The following is a 16,290-nucleotide window of genomic DNA, read 5'->3' on the forward strand; positions in this document are numbered from 1 at the left end:
GTCCTCTTGATTAAGCATCTTCGCGGCGGGCCATGTATTCAGGCGCGCTGATGCCGAGAAGCGCGAGACCGTTGCCGAGCACCTGGCGGGTGGCGGCAAGGAGAGCGAGGCGGGCGTTGCGCTCGACATCGTTCTCGATCACGACGCGTTCGGCGTTGTAGAACGTGTGGAAGGCCGCGGCGAGCTCCTTCAGGTAGTAGCAGAGCATGTGCGGCGCATGGTCCTTGGCGGCCAGCGTGAGAAGCGACGGATATTCGGCGATCTTGGCCATCAGGTCCATGGCCTGCTCGCTCACGAGGCTAGAGAGATCGGCCTTGATGAGTTCGTCGGCGGACGGAACTTCGTAGCCCTTTTCCTTGGCGTTCGCAAACACGGAGCAGATGCGGGCGTGGGCGTACTGCAGATAGTAGACGGGGTTTTCGTCGCTCTTCTGCTGGGCGAGGTTGATGTCGAAGACGAATTCGGCATCGGCCTTGCGGGCAACGAGGAAGAAGCGGGCGGCGTCCTGGCCGGCCATGTCGACGAGGTCGCGCAGCGTGACGTAGTTGCCGGAGCGCTTGCTCATCTTGACGGGTTCGCCGTCCTTCACGACGGAGAGCATCTTGTGAAGGATGTATTCGGGGAATTCCTTCGGGATGCTCATCTGACGGGCGAGCGCGCAGCACTGAAGGCCGCAGCGGACGCGGGCAATCGTGCCGTGATGGTCGGAGCCCTGAATGTTGACGGCCTTGGTGAAGCCGCGCTCGAACTTGGCAAGGTGGTAGGCGACGTCGGGCACAAAGTAGGTAAAGGTGCCGTCGACCTTGCGCATCACGCGGTTCTTGTCGTCGTGAATGCCGAGGTCTTCGCATTCGGTGGTCTTGAGCCAGAGGGCGCCGTCGCGTTCTTCGGTGCGGCCGGAGTCGATCATGGACTGCACGGCGGCCTGCACGCGGCCGGAGGCGTAGAGCGAGGACTCGAGGTAGAAGTTGTCGAAGTGTACGCCGAGCGCATCAAGGTCGTCGTCCTGCTCGTTGCGCAGATAGGCGACGCCGTAGCGACGGATGCAGTCGGTGTCGGAAAGGTCGCCCTTGGATTCGATGACCGTGCCGTCATGCGCATGCACGGGCTTGCAGTCAAGGTAGTCGCGGGCGATGGCGATCACGTATTCGCCGTGATAGGCGTTTTCAGGAAGTTCGACGGCTTCACCCTTGAGCTCGCGGGCGCGCAGGCGGATGGATTCGGCGAGATTGCCGATCTGAACGCCGGCGTCGTTGTAGTAGAACTCGCGGGTGACTTTCCAGCCCTGAGTGGCGAGAAGATTGGCAAGCACGTCTCCGAGGGCGCCCTGACGGGCGTGGCCGAGATGAAGCGGGCCGGTCGGGTTGGCGGACACGAACTCAAGAAGAACGGACTGGTTCTTGTGGGCGTCGCCGCAGCCGAAGGACGTGCCGGCCTTGAGGACCTGACGGATGATTTCCTGGCGGGCGTTGTCCTGAATGCGGAGGTTGATGAAGCCGGGGCCGGCGATTTCGACCGACTTGATGAGAGCTTCGCTTTCGGGGTTGGCCTTGAGGGCCTCGACGATCTGCGTGGCGATCTCGCGCGGGTTCTTCTTGAGGGCGCGAGCGAGCTGCATGGCGACCGTACAGGCGACGTCGCCGTGTTCGGGCATCTTCGGGCGTTCGAGAATGACGGTGACGCCGGTGACGCCGAGCGTTTCGAGCGCGGCGGAAATGAGGGAGGTCAGAGCCTCTTTTTGCTGAGCGAGCATGATGAGTGTCGTGTGAGTGATGGGTTCGTTTTCCTGATCGTCACAGTGTACCTTTTCGGGAGTGAGGACACATCTGAAAGGGATCGGGAAAACGTAACGGCCTGCCGTCCGTTCAGACAACAGGCCGACGCTGTGAACGTATCAGTGCCTGGCGGGCATCAGCGCTTGTCGTGCGTGATGTAGGCGTAGGCGGAGTGATTGTGGATGGATTCGAAGTTTTCAGCCTCGACGCGGTAGGCGACGACGCGCTCTTCCTTGTTGAGAGCGGCGGCCATGTCGCGAACGATGTCTTCGACGAACTTCGGATGATCGTAGGCGTATTCCGTGACGTACTTTTCGTCGGAGCGCTTCAGGCGGGCCCAGAGCTGGCAGGAGGCGGCCTCCTCGCTATAGGCGATCTGCTCTTCGAGGCTCATCGGAGCGGAAAGCTCGACGGAGGCCGTCAGGCGGGAGCGCTGGTTGTGAGCGCCGTAGCGGGAGATTTCCTTGGAGCAGGGGCAGAGGCTCGTCACGGGAGTGGCAGTTTCCTGACGGACGGTGATGACGCCGCCGCGGCTGTCGGCAATCCAGGCGGCCTCGTAGTTCATGAGGCTGGTGAGCTTGCTGACGGGGGCGCACTTGCGGATGAAGAACGGGAAGCGAAGCTCGATCGTGCCGTCAACGGCGTCAAGACGCTTGAGCATGTCGGCCATGAGAGAGCGGACGACGTCCACGTTGAGCGGTTCGGAATGCTCTTCCATGAGCGCGACAAAGCGGGACATGTGCGTGCCCTTTTTGTCTGCAGGAAGCGACACGGTCATTTCGACGGTGGCGACGGTGGCAAGGGTGTCTTCCTTGGTCTCCACCGTAATGGGAACGGTGATGCCGCGAACGCCGACGCGGTCGATGGCGATGTTGCGGCCGTCGCGCGCGGACTGAACGTCCGGAAGAGTGTTTTTGTTATCTGCGTCCATAAATCTTCTTTGGTGGCTCAGGACAACTGCTTGGAAGCTGTTCTGGGAATGAAAACTGAGCATTGCTTGACCGGCAAGCTGCACGGATAAGCATCCGTTTTTTTGAGTGAGGGGATGCCTGCTGATCGATCAATTATAGGGTGGTCTGCTATCTTACAAAAACATGACGCTTCGTGGGGCGGAAACGGCCTCATAGTTGCGTTCATTCTTCTGAGGGTACGAATGTTTACAACCCGAACGCTTGTCCCGGGGTGTATTCGTCCCCATCTAGAAGGAAATAGATGAGGGGCCGCCGCGGAACGGGGCCGCCTCTTATACTTGAATGTGAAGCTCCGGCAATGTGCCACAGAACTTGAAGACGCCGGAGGCCTATCGGAGAAAGACGCTTATGCCGCTCTATGTTTTTCAGACGTCAGGAAACCCCTTTGTTCGCATCCTGATCGGGTTGGTTTCGTTCGCCGTGCTTGTCGGTCTCGGCTTCCTGATGCTGCCCGTGGTGCTTGCGGTCATCGCCGCCGTCATGGTGATGGGGCTTGTCGCCTGGGGATGGGCATGGTGGAAGGCCAGGCAGGCGGGCGGCACCACCGACTGGTACGAGGCGATGAGCCGTGCCGCCGCAAGTCGTCAGGCTTCCGAGCAGGGCGCTCGTGAAGACGTGCGTGAGACGCGCACGGAGACGACGGTGCTCAGCATCAAGACGTCGGACAACAAGAAGTGGAAGATGAACGACGTCGAGGATATCGAGGAGCGAAAGTAACTCTCCTTAAAGCAGAGGAGAAATCAGATAGCAGGCCCCTTCCTTGAGGCGCTCGGACACGGGGCGCCGGTACCAGGTTTCGGGGTCGAGACGGCTGCACTGCTCCGCATAGGAGTCGTGCAGCTTTTTTAGGTCGTGAATGAAGCAGGCGTCGAAGATGAGCAGCATCATCTCGAAGTTGAGGTGAATGCTGCGGTTGTCGAAGTTGACGGTGCCGAAGACGGCATATTCGTCGTCGACGGAGATGGACTTGGTGTGCAGCAGTCCTCCGTTGTAGAGGAGCACTTCGACGCCGGCGGAGAGCATGTCGTCGAAGTAGCGTCGGGCGGCCCAGGTGACGGCCTTGCTGTCGGCGTTGGCGGGTACGATCAGTCTGATCTTCACGCCTCTGTATGCGGCGCTCAGAAGGGCCGTGGCAAGGCCTTCGTTGGGAACGAAGTAGGGCGTCGTGATGGTGATGTTGAAGCGTGCGGCGTTGATGGTGTCGAGCAGCAGGTAAAGGTTCGGGTCCTTTTGACCGTAGGGACCTGAGGGCACCGTGACGATCGTGGCCGTGCCGAGCTGTGGGATCGGAGGGACGGAGTGGACCCGCTCGAGGTCTGAGGGGTCCCCGTCGGGCTGGATGGCCCAGTCGATCAGGAAGGTGGCGCGCAGGCTCTGCACGGCGGGGCCGGTGAGGCGGACCATGGCGTCGACCCAGGGGCCGACGGTGCGCGCGGCGTCGTAGGTGTGCGGGTCGATCATGTTCAGGCTGCCCGTGTAGCCAATCTCGTTGTCGATGATGATGGTCTTGCGGTGGAGGCGCAGGTCGACGCGCTGAAGGCCGAAGAAGTGCAGGAGCCGCATGGGCATGGCCTTGGCGACTTCGATCCCTGCATTGCGGAACGCCCTGCAGGTGTCGCTCTTGAGGAAGGCGCGCGAGCCGAAGTCGTCGACGAGAATGCGCACGCGCACGCCGCGCTCATGGGCCTTGAGGAGCGAGGCGGCCACCTTGTCGGCCTCGCCGCCCGGATGCCAGATGTAGAACTCCATGTCGATTGAGCTGCAGGCGGCTTCAATGTCGCTGATGATGGCGGCGAACGTGTCGTCTGAGGAGGAGAGAAGCCTGATTTCGGTGCCCGACGTTACGGGAAGGTTCCCCATGCGGGTCGCCAGATGTATGAGCGTGCGGTGTCTGGCGAGGTGGCGCGGCAGCGGCCCCGTAGGAGTGAGCTTCTGGCGCGAGAGCTCCTTAAGGTGCGCGAGATGCTTGCGAAAACGCGTGGCTCGGAGTTGGCCGATCGGACGTTCGCCGAAGAGAAGGTAGAGGATGAAGCCGAAGTAGGGGAGAAGTGTGGTGATGAGAATCCACGCAAACGCTGATCCGGGCGGGTGGCGCGTGAGCATGACGCGCAGGATGACGCTGATGATGATGCCGAACTGTACGAGCGCGGCAAGCGTGCTGAAGGTGATGATCGAGTCGAGCGAAGGCATTGACGCGGGGCCCTGCAGGCGGTTGTGAATGCGGTTGTTTGTCTAGTGTATACGCATGAGATCTTAGGGGAAGGGGATTGTTTTTAAGTAGTAATACGGAATTTAAGCCTTTTTGAAGAAGTGCTATTGACAGTTCGAAAAGACGTCTGCATAATTCAAATCCTCGTTACGGAGAGGTGCCCGAGTGGCTAAAGGGGGCAGACTGTAAATCTGTTGGCTTACGCCTACGATGGTTCGAATCCATCCCTCTCCACCAGCGAAACTTTCGCAAAGCGAATTTCTCAAATGCAGCGCGGAAGGACACTAGATCCAGATGGAGCAACTCCTCCTGCGATTCCCTTCACCCGCTCCATGAAGCGTGCCCATGTGGCTCAGTGGTAGAGCACTCCCTTGGTAAGGGAGAGGTCATGCGTTCGATCCGCATCATGGGCACCACTAATTTTTTCCTTCTCTTTAAATAATTCCAGTTCCTTCCCGGGAGCTGGGAGCTTGTTCAGGAGCCAAAGATGGCCAAGGGTAAGTTTGAACGTACCAAGCCCCACGTTAACGTGGGCACGATCGGTCACGTGGACCATGGTAAGACCACGCTGACGGCTGCTATCACCACGATCCTCTCCAAGAAGTTCGGTGGCGAAGCCAAGGCTTATGACCAGATCGACGCCGCTCCTGAAGAAAAGGCCCGCGGCATCACCATCAACACCGCTCACGTTGAATACGAAACGGCCACCCGTCACTATGCTCACGTTGACTGCCCGGGTCACGCTGACTACGTGAAGAACATGATTACCGGTGCTGCCCAGATGGATGGCGCCATCCTCGTGTGCTCCGCTGCTGACGGTCCGATGCCCCAGACGCGCGAACACATCCTTCTCGCTCGTCAGGTCGGTGTTCCGTACATCATCGTGTTCCTGAACAAGTGCGACATGGTCGACGACGAAGAACTTCTCGAACTCGTCGAAATGGAAGTCCGTGACCTTCTGTCCAACTACGACTTCCCGGGCGACACGATCCCCATTGTCAAGGGTTCCGCCAAGCTCGCTCTCGAAGGCGACCAGTCCCCGATCGGCGAACCGGCCATCCTCGCCCTCGCTGACCAGCTCGACTCCTACATCCCGACGCCGGAACGCGCCGTGGACCAGCCGTTCCTTATGCCGATCGAAGACGTGTTCTCGATCTCCGGCCGTGGTACGGTTGTGACGGGTCGTGTTGAACGTGGTGTCATCCGCGTTGGCGACGAAATCGAAATCGTCGGTATCAAGCCGACGACGAAGACGACCTGCACGGGCGTCGAAATGTTCCGCAAGCTCCTGGACGAAGGCGAAGCCGGTGACAACGTCGGTATCCTTCTCCGTGGTACGAAGCGTGAAGACGTCGAACGCGGCCAGGTTCTCGCCAAGCCGGGTACGATCACCCCGCACACCCACTTCAAGGGCGAAGTCTACGTCCTGACGAAGGAAGAAGGCGGCCGTCACACCCCGTTCTTCAAGGGCTATCGTCCGCAGTTCTACTTCCGTACGACGGACGTTACGGGCACGATCGAACTGCCGGAAGGTGTTGAAATGGTCATGCCTGGCGACAACATCCAGATGACTGTCAAGCTCATCTGCCCGATCGCCATGGAACAGGGTCTCCGCTTCGCCATCCGCGAAGGCGGTCACACCGTCGGCGCTGGCGTCGTTGCCGCTGTCATCGAATAATCGAATTTTTTCGGTAATTTGACTTGATCGCTCGAGGGAGCGGGGTGTATACTCCGCTCCCTCTGTTCTTTTATCTGTTCTTTTTTTACAGGAATACGAAATGCAGTCTCAGCGCATTCGCATCCGCCTCAAGGCGTATGACTACAAGTTGATCGACCAGTCGGCTCTCGAAATCGTCGACACCGCCAAGCGCACCGGCGCCGTGGTCCGTGGTCCGGTCCCCCTTCCCACCCGCATCCAGCGCTTCGACATCCTTCGCTCCCCGCACGTCAACAAGACGTCCCGCGATCAGCTCGAAATCCGCACCCACCAGCGTCTCATGGACATCGTTGATCCGACCGACAAGACGGTTGACGCTCTCATGAAGCTTGACCTCCCGGCTGGCGTCGACGTCAAGATCAAGGTCCAGTAATCAAATTCAGACTGTCAGCTGTGCTTCACAAGAAAAGTCGCAAAATGAGTTGCACACTCAGAGAATCACAGCTACAATCGCGCCTTTCAGTCCAAACGGTTCACAACTCAGGAACCAGTTGGCTTTTTCATGAAAACGGTCCCGGCCAATCGCAGCCGGGGTGGAGAAAACAATGAGTGATAAGCTCGGCATCGTCGGTCGCAAGATCGGCATGACGCGCATTTTCACGGAAGACGGCGTGTCCGTTCCCGTGACTGTGCTCGATGTGTCGAACAACCGTGTCACTATGGTGAAGACGGTTGAAACCGACGGCTACAATGCAATCCAAGTCGCGTTCGGCTCCAAGAAGCCCACGCGCGTGAGCAAGCCCCTTGCTGGCCATTTTGCTAAGGCTGGCGTTGAAGCTGGCAGCATGCTCAAAGAGTTCCATATCGAAGCTGAACAGGTTGCCGAATTCAAGCCCGGCATGGCCCTCAAGGCCGAAATGTTCACGGAAGGTCAGAAGGTCGACGTGACCGGCACGACCATCGGTAAGGGTTTCCAGGGTGGTATCAAGCGTCACCACTTCTCGTCCAACCGCGCGTCCCACGGTAACTCCGTGACGACCCGTGCCCCTGGTTCTATCGGTAACCGTCAGGACCCGGGCCGCGTTTTCCCCGGCAAGCGTATGGCCGGTCATCTGGGCGATGTGCAGCGCACGACGCAGAACCTCATCATTGCGCGCGTTGACACTGAACGTCAGCTTCTGCTGGTTCGCGGTGCTGTTCCCGGCGCCAAGGGCGGCGAAGTGATCGTCCGTCCGGCTGTTAAGGCGTAAGGAGCGAAACAATGGAACTCAATTTCCTGAACGAACAGGGCAAGACCGTTGATGTCAACGAAGCCGTGTTCGGTCGTGAATACAATGAAGCTCTGGTGCACCAGATCGTGGTCGCTTTCCAGGCTAATGCGCGTCTTGGTACGCGTGCTCAGCTCACCCGTGAAGCTGTGCATCACTCCACCAAGAAGCCCTGGCGCCAGAAGGGCACGGGTCGTGCCCGCTCTGGTATGACGTCTTCCCCGGTGTGGCGTGGCGGCGGTCGTGCCTTCCCGAACTCCCCGGACGAAAACTTCAGCCAGAAGGTCAACAAGAAGATGTACCGCGCTGCGATGGCTTCCATCTGGTCGAAGCTCGTTGCCGACGAACGTCTTTGCGTTGTCGAATCCTTCGCGGTCGAATCCCCGAAGACCAAGGCTTTTGCCACGCAGCTCAAGACGATGGGTCTGCAGAACAAGGTTCTTCTCGTCGTTGGCGCTGAAGAACTCACCGACAACCTCATCCTCGCTTCCCGCAACATGAAGGATGTGCTCGTTGTCCCGACCCGTTACGCCGATCCGCTCTGCCTCCTTTACTTCGACAAGGTGGTGGTGACGAAGGCCGCTGTGTCCGAGATTGAGGAGATGCTGGCATGAACCAGGAACGTCTTTTGAAGGTGCTCGTCGCCCCGGTGATCTCTGAAAAGAGCACCATGGTCGCCGAGAAGCTGAACCAGGCCTGCTTCGTCGTCGTTCCCGACGCCAACAAGGCCGAGGTCAAGGCTGCTGTTGAACTGCTCTTCAAGGTGCAGGTCAAATCCGTTCAAATCCTGAACCTGAAGGGCAAGCAGAAGCGCTTTGGCCGCTTCATGGGCAAGCGCAATGACGTCCGCAAGGCTTACGTCACGCTCGCTCAGGGTCAGGAAATCAACTTCGCGCAAGAGGTGAAGTAATGGCTCTCGTCAAACTCAAGCCGACGTCCGCCGGTCGCCGTCATGCGGTTAAGGTTGTCAACAAGGAGCTCCACAAGGGCAAGCCCTGGGCCGCTCTGACTGAAAAGAAGAACCGCGGTTCCGGCCGTAACAACAACGGTCATATCACCTGCCGTCACAAGGGCGGCGGTGCCAAGCGCGCTTATCGTATCATCGACTTCAAGCGCCAGAAGGACGGTGTGCCCGCCCGCGTTGAACGTATCGAATACGATCCGAATCGTTCCGCTCACATCGCTCTGGTCTGCTACGCCGACGGCGAACGCTGCTACATCATTGCTCCGAAGGGCCTGACCGTTGGTCAGGAAATCATGAACGGTCCGGAATCCCCGATCAAGGTCGGCAACACGCTTCCGCTCCGCAACATTCCCGTCGGTTCCACGATTCACTGCATCGAAATGCTCCCGGGCAAGGGTGCTCAGATGGTCCGCGCTGCCGGTGCTTTCGCCCAACTCGTGGCCCGTGAAGGTGAATACGCCCAGATCCGCCTCCGTTCCGGTGAAGTCCGCCGCGTTCTCATCGAATGCCGCGCCACGATCGGTACGGTCGGCAACGAAGAAAACAGCCTCCGCGAACTCGGCAAGGCCGGTGCCAAGCGCTGGCGCGGTGTCCGTCCGACGGTCCGTGGCGTTGCTATGAACCCGGTTGACCATCCGCATGGTGGTGGTGAAGGCAAGACCGGTACCGGTCGCGCTCCTGTCACGCCGTGGGGTCAGCTCACGAAGGGCTACCGTACCCGCAACTGCAAGCGCACGGACAACATGATTGTCTCGCGTCGTAACCGTAAATAAGGGGGCCTGAATGTCTCGTTCCTTGAAGAAAGGCCCGTTTGTTGACGGGCACCTGATGAAGAAGGTTGAAGCCGCCCAGGCGAGCCGCGACAAGCGTCCGCTCAAGACCTGGTCCCGTCGCTCTACGATTCTTCCCGAGTTCATCGGTCTGACCATCGCCGTCCACAACGGCCGTCAGCACGTTCCGGTGTACATCAATGAAAACATGGTCGGCCACAAGCTCGGCGAATTTGCGAATACCCGCACGTTCAAGGGCCACGCTGCCGGCGACAAGAAGGTGGGTAAGTAAATGGAAACTACTGCTATCGTCCGTGGTGTCCGCCTTTCGGCTCAGAAGGGTCGTTTGGTTGCTGACCTCGTTCGCGGCAAGCCCGTGGACAAGGCTCTCGCCATCCTCACCTTCACGCAGAAGAAGGCTGCTGTCATCATCAAGAAGGCTCTTGAGAGCGCCATCGCCAATGCCGAGCACAATGACGGTGCCGACATCGACACGCTGGTCGTGACCAAGATTCACGTGGAAAAGGCTGCTACGCTGCGCCGTTTCGCTGCCCGCGCTAAGGGCCGCGGCACCCGCATCAACAAGCAGACCAGCCATATCTATATTTCTGTTGGCGACGCGAAAGCTAAGTAAAGGTGTACCATGGGTCAGAAAATTAATCCCACCGGCTTCCGTCTTCCCGTGACGCGCAATTGGACGTCGCGTTGGTACGCGGTTGGCCGTGATTTTTCCCGCACGCTCGGTGAAGACCTCGCTGTTCGCAGCTTCCTTCTCAAGAAGCTTCGCAACGCCAGCGTCAGCCGTATTCTCATCGAACGTCCGGCTAACAATGCTCGCATCACGATCTTCTCCGCACGTCCGGGTATCGTGATCGGCAAGCAGGGTGCCGACATCGAGGCTCTCAAGGCTGAAGTTCAGAAGATGATGGGCGTGCCCGTTCACGTCAACATCGAAGAAGTCCGCCGTCCGGAACTCGACGCTCAGCTCATCGCTGACGGCATCACGCAGCAGCTCGAAAAGCGCGTTATGTTCCGTCGCGCCATGAAGCGCGCCATGCAGAACGCCATGCGTCTCGGTGCCCAGGGCATCAAGATCATGTCGTCCGGCCGCCTCAACGGTGCCGACATCGCCCGTTGCGAATGGTACCGTGAAGGCCGCGTGCCTCTTCAGACCCTTCGCGCCAACATCGGCTACGGCTTCTCCGAAGCCCTTACCACGTACGGTATCGTCGGTGTTAAGGTCTGGGTTTACAAGGGTGACAACTTCGGCCAGGAAGAAGCTGTTGAAGCTCCCCGCGAAGATCGTCGTGGCCGTCGCCCCGGTGACCGTGCCGGCAAGCCGGGTGCTCGCCGCAACAACGGTCGTCGCAATGACAAGCAGCAGCAGGCCCGCAAGCCGGCTGCTAAGGACGGAGAATAACGATGCTGCAACCTAATCGTCGCAAATATCGTAAGGACCAGAAGGGCCGTAACTATGGTCTCGCCACGCGCGGTGCCAATGTTTCTTTCGGCGAATTCGGTCTGAAGACGCTCGAACGCGGCCGCATTACGGCTCGCCAGATTGAAGCTGCCCGTCGCGCCATCACCCGCCACATTAAGCGTGGTGGTCGCGTGTGGATCCGTGTGTTCCCGGACAAGCCCATCTCCAGCAAGCCTGCTGAAGTCCGAATGGGTAACGGTAAGGGTAATCCGGAGTACTGGGTTGCGCTGGTTCAGCCGGGCCGTGTGCTCTATGAAATGGACGGGGTTGACGAACAGCTCGCCCGCGAAGCTTTTGCTCTCGCTGCCGCCAAGCTGCCCGTGAAGACCACGTTTGTTGTCCGCCAGATCGGCATGTAAGGAGACGGACATGAACGCTAAGGAACTGCGCGCCAAGGATGAGGCCGCGCTCAAACAGGAACTGAACGACCTTCAGAACACGCACTTCAAGCTGCGTATGCAGAAGGCCACCCAGCAGCTCACGAACACGAGTTCGCTGCGCACGACGCGTCGTGATATCGCGCGCGTTCGCACGATCCTTACCGAAAAGGCGACCACGAAATGACGGAAACCGCTCAGTCTCTGAACCGTACCCTCGTCGGCACGGTCTCCAGCAGCAAGATGGAAAAGACCGTTACGGTCCTCGTTGAACGTAAGGTCAAGCATCCGCTGTATGGCAAGTACGTCGTCAAGAGCAAGAAGTATCATGCTCACGACGAAATTGGCTGCAACGAAGGCGACAAGGTTGAAATCGCTGAATGCCGTCCCCTCTCCAAGACCGTGTCTTGGACGGTGACGAAGGTTCTCGAAAAGGCCGTTGTCCTCTAAGTTGAAGCCGGCGAAAAAAAATCGCCAGATTCGCTTGCACAGCTCTAAACATTAGTTTATAGTTGCAAGCCAATCGCCCGGGGTACCCCTAGCGGTGTCTCGGGCGATTACTTTTCTTGGGTTGTGAATTGTCCGCCTCCCCTTGCGCCAGGCAAGGCTTCCGAGACGGCCGATTTTCTGCCTTCCTCCCCTAAACGGGACCAATACTATCCGCTAATGTGGAATAAGTTGGGATTTTCTAAACCATGATTCAGATGCAAAGCCGACTGGACGTCGCCGATAACACCGGTGCTCGTTCGGTGATGTGTATCAAGGTGTTGGGCGGCTCCAAGCGCCGTTATGCCAACATCGGTGACGTCATCAAGGTGACTGTCAAAGAAGCGGCCCCCCGCGGCCGTGTCAAGAAGGGCGAAGTCTACAATGCGGTCGTCGTTCGCACCGCTCACGGCGTTCGCCGCCCGGATGGCTCCTCCATCAATTTTGATGGCAATGCCGCCGTTCTTCTCAACAGCAAGCTGGAGCCGATTGGCACCCGCATCTTCGGGCCGGTCACGCGCGAACTGCGTACCGAGCAGTTCATGAAGATCGTGTCGCTCGCTCCCGAAGTTCTTTAATTAAGGAGAAGCGATGCAGCGTATCCGTAAGGGCGACGAAGTCGTCGTCATTGCTGGCCGTGACAAGGGCACGAAGGGCACCGTCCTCTCCCGCGTTGACGACAGCCATGTCATCGTCGAAGGCGTGAACGTCGTTAAGAAGCACGTTCGTCCGAATCCGCATCTCGGCGTTGCCGGCGGCATTGTTGAAAAGAACATGCCGATCGATCAGTCCAACGTCATGCTGGTCAACCCGGAAACGGGCAAGGGCGACCGCGTCGGCTTCAAGGAAGTTGACGGCAAGAAGGTTCGCGTGTTCAAGAGCAACGGTGCCGTTGTCGGCGCCAAGGCCTAATGAGGGTGACAATGTCTCGTTTTAGTTCCATGTATCACGACACCATTGTCCCCGAACTCATGAAGAAGTTCGGCTACAAGACCACGATGCAGGTTCCGCGTATCACTAAGATCACGCTGAACATGGGTGTCGGTGAAGCCGTTAACGACAAGAAGCTTGTCGACGCCGCCGTTGGCGACATGACCAAGATCGCCGGCCAGAAGCCGATGGTCACCCGCACCCGCAAGGCTATCGCGAACTTCAAGATCCGCGAAAACATGCCGATCGGCTGCATGGTCACCCTCCGTGGCGAACGCATGTATGACTTCCTTGACCGTCTCGTGACCGTCGCTTTCCCGCGCGTCCGTGACTTCCGTGGTGTCTCCGGTCGTGCTTTCGACGGCCGCGGCAACTATAACATCGGTCTCAAGGAACAGATCATCTTCCCGGAAATCGAATACGACAAGATCGATCGTCTCCGTGGCATGAACATTTCTATTACCACGACGGCGAAGTCCGACGAAGAAGCCAAGGCTCTTCTCGCCGGTTTCAGCTTCCCGTTCCGCAACTGAGGTTGACGCAAAATGGCAAAACTTGCTCTGATTAACCGTGAAGCCAAGCGTGCTGCTACGGTTGCGAAGTATGCGGCCAAGCGCGCCGCCCTCAAGGCAATTATTAACGACGCTACCCGCTCGATGGAAGAGCGCCTGGAAGCCCGCGCCAAGCTGCAGGCTCTCCCGCGCGACGCGAGCCCGGTCCGCCAGCGCAATCGTTGCGCCCTGACCGGTCGTCCCCGTGGCACGTTCCGCAAGTTCGGTCTGTGCCGTGGCATGATTCGTGATGCCGCCATGCGCGGTGACATTCCTGGCCTTGTCAAGGCTAGCTGGTAAGCGAGGAGATTACGACAATGAGTATGAGTGATCCGATCGCCGACATGCTGACCCGCATCCGCAATGGTCAGATCGTCGAAAAGGCCGAAGTTGTGATGCCGTCCTCCAAGCTGAAGGTCGCCATCGCCAAGGTCCTCAAGGATGAAGGTTACATCGACGGCTACACCGTCGTTGCCAACGAAGGCAAGCCCGAACTTCACGTTGGTCTTAAGTACTACGCCGGTCGCCCGGTCATCGAACGCCTCGAACGCGTTTCCCGTCCCGGCCTCCGTATCTACAAGAACCACGGTTCCATTCCCCAGGTTATGAACGGTCTCGGCATCGCGATCGTTTCCACGCCGAAGGGTGTCATGACCGACCGCGCTGCTCGTTCCGCCGGTATCGGTGGTGAAGTTCTTTGCTACGTCGCCTAACCGAGGAGTGTGAAATGAGTCGAATTGCTAAGATTCCGGTTCAGATCGTTCAGGGCGTCAGCTACACGCTGACCGCTGACAACATCACGGTTAAGGGCCCGCAGGGTGAAGTCTCCATGCACATTCTTCCCTTCGTGACCATCACGGAAGAAGACGGTGCTCTGCACTTCAAGCAGGTTGAAGAAACCCGCGAAGCCAACGCCAACGTTGGCACGATGCGCGCTCTCGTGGCTGACATGGTCAAGGGTTGTTCCGTTGGCTTCCAGAAGAAGCTTCAGCTCGTCGGCGTGGGCTATCGTGCCCAGGCTCAGGGCGACAAGCTCAATCTCTCCCTCGGCTTCTCCCACCCGGTCGTCCATCAGATGCCCGCTGGTGTCAAGTGCGAAACGCCGAGCCAGACTGAAATTTTGATCAAGGGCGCTGACAAGCAGAAGGTCGGTCAGACCGCTGCCGTCATTCGTTCGTACCGCGCTCCCGAACCCTACAAGGGCAAGGGTGTCCGCTACGCCGACGAAGTCGTTGTGATCAAGGAAACCAAGAAGAAGTAATCGGGGCGATACAAAATGATCAACAAGAAACAAAGCCGCTTGCGTCGTGCTCGTGCCACGCGCGCTCGCATTCTGTTGCAGAAGGTCGATCGCCTGACGGTTCATCGCACCAACCTGCACATCTACGCCAGCATCATCTCGGCCGACAACGGCCGTACGCTGGTTTCGGCCTCCACGGTCGAACCCGAAGTGCGTGCTCAGCTCGCGAACGTCTCTGGCCGCGGTGGCAACGTTGCCGCTGCCAAGCTCGTTGGCACGCGTCTTGCCGAAAAGGCCAAGGCTGCCGGTATTGAATCCTGCGCCTTCGACCGTTCCGGCTACCGTTACCATGGCCGTGTCGCCGCGCTCGCTGAAGCTGCGCGCGAAGCCGGTCTCAAGTTCTAAGGCAGGGCGAAATGGCTAAGGCTCAAGGTAAAAATCAGATGGTCGACGAACAGGGCGACGGTCTGTGCGAAAAGATGATCGCGGTTAACCGCGTCACGAAGGTTGTTAAGGGTGGCCGCATTCTCGCTTTCGCCGCTCTTACGGTTGTTGGCGACTGCGACGGTCGCGTCGGCATGGGTACGGGCAAGTCCCGCGAAGTGCCGCAGTCCGTCAGCAAGGCCATGGATCGTGCCCGTCACGACATGAAGCGCTTCCCGCTCAAGAACGGCACCATTCATCACGCTGTCGAAGGCCGTCACGGCGCTTCCCGCGTGATCATGATGCCCGCCCCGGAAGGTACCGGCGTGATCGCCGGCGGTCCGATGCGCGCTGTTTTTGAAGCTGTCGGCATCCGCAACGTCGTCGCCAAGGCCTACGGTTCCACGAACCCGTACAACCTCGTTCGTGCCACCATCCAGGCTCTCAACAATCTGCGTAGCCCGGCCGAAATTGCTGCCAAGCGCGGCAAGACGGTCGAAGAGCTGCTCGGCTAATCAGGAGTCCAAGACATGTCCGAAAAGAAGACCGTTAAGGTTACTCTTGTCAAGAGCCCCATCGGTACGAAGGCTGATCATCGCGCTACGCTCGCTGGCCTCGGTCTCAAGAAGATCCGCCAGTCTCGCGTTCTCGAAGACACGCCTGCTGTCCGTGGCATGATCAACAAGGTTGCGTACCTCGTGCGCGCCGAATGATCGAAAGGATAACGAAATGCGTTTGAATACGATCAAGCCCGCTGAGGGCTCTAAGCACGCCCACCACCGCGTCGGTCGCGGTGTTGGCAGCGGTTGGGGCAAGACTGCCGGCCGCGGCCACAAGGGCCAGAAGTCCCGTGCCGGTGGCTTCCACAAGGTCGGTTTCGAAGGCGGCCAGATGCCGATGTATCGCCGCCTCCCGAAGCGTGGCTTTACCTCGCTCACCCGCAAGTACTGCGAGGTGGTGCGTCTGTCCGATTTGGAACGTCTGAGCTGTGACGAAATCGATCTGGCCGTCCTCAAGGCTGCCGGCGTCGTTTCCGCCCTTGCTCAGAACGCCCGTGTGATCCTCGCCGGTGAAATCACCCGCAAGGTCACCGTGCGTGGTCTCGGCGTCACCAAGGGTGCCCGCGCTGCTATCGAAGCTGCCGGCGGCTCCATTGCTGACAACGAATAAGACTGCTAACCAAAGAGGA

General features: G+C 59.0%; 26 protein-coding genes and 2 tRNA genes. 25 read left to right on the top strand and 3 right to left on the bottom strand.

The features are described 5' to 3' along the window. Positions 1-10: 10 nt before the first annotated feature. Positions 11-1,753, bottom strand: a complete 1,743-nt coding sequence (gene argS, locus HMPREF3036_RS00515) for an arginine--tRNA ligase (RefSeq protein ID WP_005434221.1) — start codon at positions 1,751-1,753, stop codon at positions 11-13. Positions 1,754-1,911: 158 nt separating this feature from the next. Beyond that, positions 1,912-2,706 (bottom strand): GTP cyclohydrolase FolE2, encoded by a 795-nt coding sequence (gene folE2 / locus HMPREF3036_RS00520; RefSeq protein WP_005434222.1) that lies wholly within the window; start codon positions 2,704-2,706, stop codon positions 1,912-1,914. 388 nt (positions 2,707-3,094) lie between these two features. On the opposite strand from folE2, the gene HMPREF3036_RS00525 reads away from it, so the two are divergent. Then, positions 3,095-3,463, top strand: coding sequence for a hypothetical protein (locus HMPREF3036_RS00525; RefSeq protein WP_005434223.1), 369 nt, complete (start codon positions 3,095-3,097; stop codon positions 3,461-3,463). A 6-nt stretch (positions 3,464-3,469) separates the two neighbouring features. Here the strand turns inward: HMPREF3036_RS00525 and cls are convergent, their stop codons facing one another. Continuing rightward, positions 3,470-4,936, bottom strand: a complete 1,467-nt coding sequence (gene cls, locus HMPREF3036_RS00530) for a cardiolipin synthase (protein WP_062330777.1) — start codon at positions 4,934-4,936, stop codon at positions 3,470-3,472. A gap of 170 nt (positions 4,937-5,106) precedes the next feature. Between cls and HMPREF3036_RS00535 the strand changes: the two genes are divergently transcribed. The 24 genes from HMPREF3036_RS00535 (at position 5,107) to rplO (ending at position 16,271) form a co-directional block, all read left to right on the top strand. Further along, a tRNA-Tyr gene (locus HMPREF3036_RS00535) sits at positions 5,107-5,192 on the top strand. A gap of 104 nt (positions 5,193-5,296) precedes the next feature. After that, positions 5,297-5,371, top strand: a tRNA-Thr gene (locus tag HMPREF3036_RS00540). Positions 5,372-5,442: 71 nt separating this feature from the next. Beyond that, positions 5,443-6,633 (top strand): elongation factor Tu, encoded by a 1,191-nt coding sequence (gene tuf, locus HMPREF3036_RS00545; RefSeq protein ID WP_062330780.1) that lies wholly within the window; start codon positions 5,443-5,445, stop codon positions 6,631-6,633. Between the two features lie 100 nt (positions 6,634-6,733). Continuing rightward, positions 6,734-7,045 carry a 30S ribosomal protein S10 gene (rpsJ, locus tag HMPREF3036_RS00550; RefSeq protein ID WP_005431601.1) on the top strand — a complete coding sequence of 104 codons (312 nt, stop codon included), beginning with the start codon at positions 6,734-6,736 and terminating at the stop codon, positions 7,043-7,045. A 172-nt stretch (positions 7,046-7,217) separates the two neighbouring features. Then, positions 7,218-7,862: a 50S ribosomal protein L3 gene (rplC, locus tag HMPREF3036_RS00555; protein WP_005434254.1), complete on the top strand. Its 645-nt coding sequence runs from the start codon at positions 7,218-7,220 to the stop codon at positions 7,860-7,862. An 11-nt stretch (positions 7,863-7,873) separates the two neighbouring features. Further along, positions 7,874-8,494: a 50S ribosomal protein L4 gene (rplD, locus tag HMPREF3036_RS00560; protein WP_005434256.1), complete on the top strand. Its 621-nt coding sequence runs from the start codon at positions 7,874-7,876 to the stop codon at positions 8,492-8,494. Then, complete coding sequence (rplW, locus tag HMPREF3036_RS00565; protein WP_005434258.1) at positions 8,491-8,790, top strand: 50S ribosomal protein L23; 300 nt, start codon at positions 8,491-8,493, stop codon at positions 8,788-8,790. The genes rplD and rplW overlap by 4 nt, the downstream gene beginning before the upstream one ends. After that, the gene (gene rplB, locus HMPREF3036_RS00570; RefSeq protein ID WP_005434259.1) at positions 8,790-9,617 is read left to right on the top strand and encodes a 50S ribosomal protein L2; all 828 of its coding nucleotides are present in this window, start codon (positions 8,790-8,792) and stop codon (positions 9,615-9,617) included. Before rplW ends, rplB begins: the two co-directional genes overlap by 1 nt. 10 nt (positions 9,618-9,627) lie before the next feature. After that, positions 9,628-9,906: a 30S ribosomal protein S19 gene (rpsS, locus tag HMPREF3036_RS00575; protein ID WP_005434261.1), complete on the top strand. Its 279-nt coding sequence runs from the start codon at positions 9,628-9,630 to the stop codon at positions 9,904-9,906. Beyond that, entirely contained in the window at positions 9,907-10,248 is a 342-nt protein-coding gene (gene rplV / locus HMPREF3036_RS00580) for a 50S ribosomal protein L22 (RefSeq protein WP_005434263.1), read from the top strand. A 9-nt stretch (positions 10,249-10,257) separates the two neighbouring features. Next, on the top strand, positions 10,258-11,034 hold the full coding sequence (rpsC, locus tag HMPREF3036_RS00585) for a 30S ribosomal protein S3 (protein ID WP_005434264.1): 777 nt from the start codon (positions 10,258-10,260) through the stop codon (positions 11,032-11,034). A 2-nt stretch (positions 11,035-11,036) separates the two neighbouring features. Continuing rightward, positions 11,037-11,453: a 50S ribosomal protein L16 gene (gene rplP, locus HMPREF3036_RS00590; protein WP_005434266.1), complete on the top strand. Its 417-nt coding sequence runs from the start codon at positions 11,037-11,039 to the stop codon at positions 11,451-11,453. A 10-nt stretch (positions 11,454-11,463) separates the two neighbouring features. Beyond that, positions 11,464-11,658, top strand: coding sequence for a 50S ribosomal protein L29 (gene rpmC / locus HMPREF3036_RS00595; RefSeq protein WP_005434268.1), 195 nt, complete (start codon positions 11,464-11,466; stop codon positions 11,656-11,658). Next, positions 11,655-11,921, top strand: a complete 267-nt coding sequence (rpsQ, locus tag HMPREF3036_RS00600; RefSeq protein WP_005434269.1) for a 30S ribosomal protein S17 — start codon at positions 11,655-11,657, stop codon at positions 11,919-11,921. Before rpmC ends, rpsQ begins: the two co-directional genes overlap by 4 nt. 245 nt (positions 11,922-12,166) lie before the next feature. Beyond that, positions 12,167-12,535: a 50S ribosomal protein L14 gene (gene rplN / locus HMPREF3036_RS00605; RefSeq protein ID WP_005434271.1), complete on the top strand. Its 369-nt coding sequence runs from the start codon at positions 12,167-12,169 to the stop codon at positions 12,533-12,535. A 13-nt stretch (positions 12,536-12,548) separates the two neighbouring features. Next, positions 12,549-12,869, top strand: coding sequence for a 50S ribosomal protein L24 (gene rplX / locus HMPREF3036_RS00610; protein WP_005434273.1), 321 nt, complete (start codon positions 12,549-12,551; stop codon positions 12,867-12,869). A gap of 11 nt (positions 12,870-12,880) precedes the next feature. Next, the gene (gene rplE, locus HMPREF3036_RS00615; protein ID WP_005434275.1) at positions 12,881-13,420 is read left to right on the top strand and encodes a 50S ribosomal protein L5; all 540 of its coding nucleotides are present in this window, start codon (positions 12,881-12,883) and stop codon (positions 13,418-13,420) included. A 12-nt stretch (positions 13,421-13,432) separates the two neighbouring features. Continuing rightward, positions 13,433-13,738, top strand: a complete 306-nt coding sequence (rpsN, locus tag HMPREF3036_RS00620) for a 30S ribosomal protein S14 (protein WP_005434278.1) — start codon at positions 13,433-13,435, stop codon at positions 13,736-13,738. 17 nt (positions 13,739-13,755) lie between these two features. Beyond that, positions 13,756-14,151 (top strand): 30S ribosomal protein S8, encoded by a 396-nt coding sequence (gene rpsH, locus HMPREF3036_RS00625; protein ID WP_005434279.1) that lies wholly within the window; start codon positions 13,756-13,758, stop codon positions 14,149-14,151. Positions 14,152-14,165: 14 nt separating this feature from the next. Next, the gene (gene rplF / locus HMPREF3036_RS00630; protein WP_005434281.1) at positions 14,166-14,699 is read left to right on the top strand and encodes a 50S ribosomal protein L6; all 534 of its coding nucleotides are present in this window, start codon (positions 14,166-14,168) and stop codon (positions 14,697-14,699) included. Between the two features lie 18 nt (positions 14,700-14,717). Continuing rightward, entirely contained in the window at positions 14,718-15,083 is a 366-nt protein-coding gene (gene rplR, locus HMPREF3036_RS00635; RefSeq protein WP_038006471.1) for a 50S ribosomal protein L18, read from the top strand. An 11-nt stretch (positions 15,084-15,094) separates the two neighbouring features. Further along, positions 15,095-15,616 carry a 30S ribosomal protein S5 gene (rpsE, locus tag HMPREF3036_RS00640; protein ID WP_005434289.1) on the top strand — a complete coding sequence of 174 codons (522 nt, stop codon included), beginning with the start codon at positions 15,095-15,097 and terminating at the stop codon, positions 15,614-15,616. A gap of 15 nt (positions 15,617-15,631) precedes the next feature. Next, positions 15,632-15,814, top strand: coding sequence for a 50S ribosomal protein L30 (gene rpmD / locus HMPREF3036_RS00645; RefSeq protein WP_005434290.1), 183 nt, complete (start codon positions 15,632-15,634; stop codon positions 15,812-15,814). A 16-nt stretch (positions 15,815-15,830) separates the two neighbouring features. After that, complete coding sequence (gene rplO, locus HMPREF3036_RS00650) at positions 15,831-16,271, top strand: 50S ribosomal protein L15 (protein WP_005434291.1); 441 nt, start codon at positions 15,831-15,833, stop codon at positions 16,269-16,271. Positions 16,272-16,290 lie beyond the last annotated feature (19 nt).

Origin of the sequence: Sutterella sp. KLE1602 (assembly GCF_001578585.1) — a bacterium.
GTDB classification, from domain to species: domain Bacteria; phylum Pseudomonadota; class Gammaproteobacteria; order Burkholderiales; family Burkholderiaceae_F; genus Sutterella; species Sutterella wadsworthensis_A.

Excerpts from the sequence above, each read along its gene's own strand:
- rplN (WP_005434271.1), top strand. The coding sequence starts at position 12,167 with ATGATTCAGATGCAAAGCCGACTGGACGTCGCCGATAACACCGGTGCT.
- rpmC (WP_005434268.1), top strand. The coding sequence starts at position 11,464 with ATGAACGCTAAGGAACTGCGCGCCAAGGATGAGGCCGCGCTCAAACAG.
- rplE (WP_005434275.1), top strand. The coding sequence starts at position 12,881 with ATGTCTCGTTTTAGTTCCATGTATCACGACACCATTGTCCCCGAACTC.
- rplV (WP_005434263.1), top strand. The coding sequence starts at position 9,907 with ATGGAAACTACTGCTATCGTCCGTGGTGTCCGCCTTTCGGCTCAGAAG.
- rplP (WP_005434266.1), top strand. The coding sequence starts at position 11,037 with ATGCTGCAACCTAATCGTCGCAAATATCGTAAGGACCAGAAGGGCCGT.
- rpsN (WP_005434278.1), top strand. The coding sequence starts at position 13,433 with ATGGCAAAACTTGCTCTGATTAACCGTGAAGCCAAGCGTGCTGCTACG.
- rpsJ (WP_005431601.1), top strand. The coding sequence starts at position 6,734 with ATGCAGTCTCAGCGCATTCGCATCCGCCTCAAGGCGTATGACTACAAG.
- tuf (WP_062330780.1), top strand. The coding sequence starts at position 5,443 with ATGGCCAAGGGTAAGTTTGAACGTACCAAGCCCCACGTTAACGTGGGC.
- rplB (WP_005434259.1), top strand. The coding sequence starts at position 8,790 with ATGGCTCTCGTCAAACTCAAGCCGACGTCCGCCGGTCGCCGTCATGCG.
- rplX (WP_005434273.1), top strand. The coding sequence starts at position 12,549 with ATGCAGCGTATCCGTAAGGGCGACGAAGTCGTCGTCATTGCTGGCCGT.
- rpsH (WP_005434279.1), top strand. The coding sequence starts at position 13,756 with ATGAGTATGAGTGATCCGATCGCCGACATGCTGACCCGCATCCGCAAT.
- rplO (WP_005434291.1), top strand. The coding sequence starts at position 15,831 with ATGCGTTTGAATACGATCAAGCCCGCTGAGGGCTCTAAGCACGCCCAC.
- rplF (WP_005434281.1), top strand. The coding sequence starts at position 14,166 with ATGAGTCGAATTGCTAAGATTCCGGTTCAGATCGTTCAGGGCGTCAGC.
- rplD (WP_005434256.1), top strand. The coding sequence starts at position 7,874 with ATGGAACTCAATTTCCTGAACGAACAGGGCAAGACCGTTGATGTCAAC.
- rplW (WP_005434258.1), top strand. The coding sequence starts at position 8,491 with ATGAACCAGGAACGTCTTTTGAAGGTGCTCGTCGCCCCGGTGATCTCT.
- rpsE (WP_005434289.1), top strand. The coding sequence starts at position 15,095 with ATGGCTAAGGCTCAAGGTAAAAATCAGATGGTCGACGAACAGGGCGAC.
- rpsS (WP_005434261.1), top strand. The coding sequence starts at position 9,628 with ATGTCTCGTTCCTTGAAGAAAGGCCCGTTTGTTGACGGGCACCTGATG.
- folE2 (WP_005434222.1), bottom strand. The coding sequence starts at position 2,706 with ATGGACGCAGATAACAAAAACACTCTTCCGGACGTTCAGTCCGCGCGC.
- rpmD (WP_005434290.1), top strand. The coding sequence starts at position 15,632 with ATGTCCGAAAAGAAGACCGTTAAGGTTACTCTTGTCAAGAGCCCCATC.
- cls (WP_062330777.1), bottom strand. The coding sequence starts at position 4,936 with ATGCCTTCGCTCGACTCGATCATCACCTTCAGCACGCTTGCCGCGCTC.
- HMPREF3036_RS00525 (WP_005434223.1), top strand. The coding sequence starts at position 3,095 with ATGCCGCTCTATGTTTTTCAGACGTCAGGAAACCCCTTTGTTCGCATC.
- argS (WP_005434221.1), bottom strand. The coding sequence starts at position 1,753 with ATGCTCGCTCAGCAAAAAGAGGCTCTGACCTCCCTCATTTCCGCCGCG.
- rpsC (WP_005434264.1), top strand. The coding sequence starts at position 10,258 with ATGGGTCAGAAAATTAATCCCACCGGCTTCCGTCTTCCCGTGACGCGC.
- rpsQ (WP_005434269.1), top strand. The coding sequence starts at position 11,655 with ATGACGGAAACCGCTCAGTCTCTGAACCGTACCCTCGTCGGCACGGTC.
- rplC (WP_005434254.1), top strand. The coding sequence starts at position 7,218 with ATGAGTGATAAGCTCGGCATCGTCGGTCGCAAGATCGGCATGACGCGC.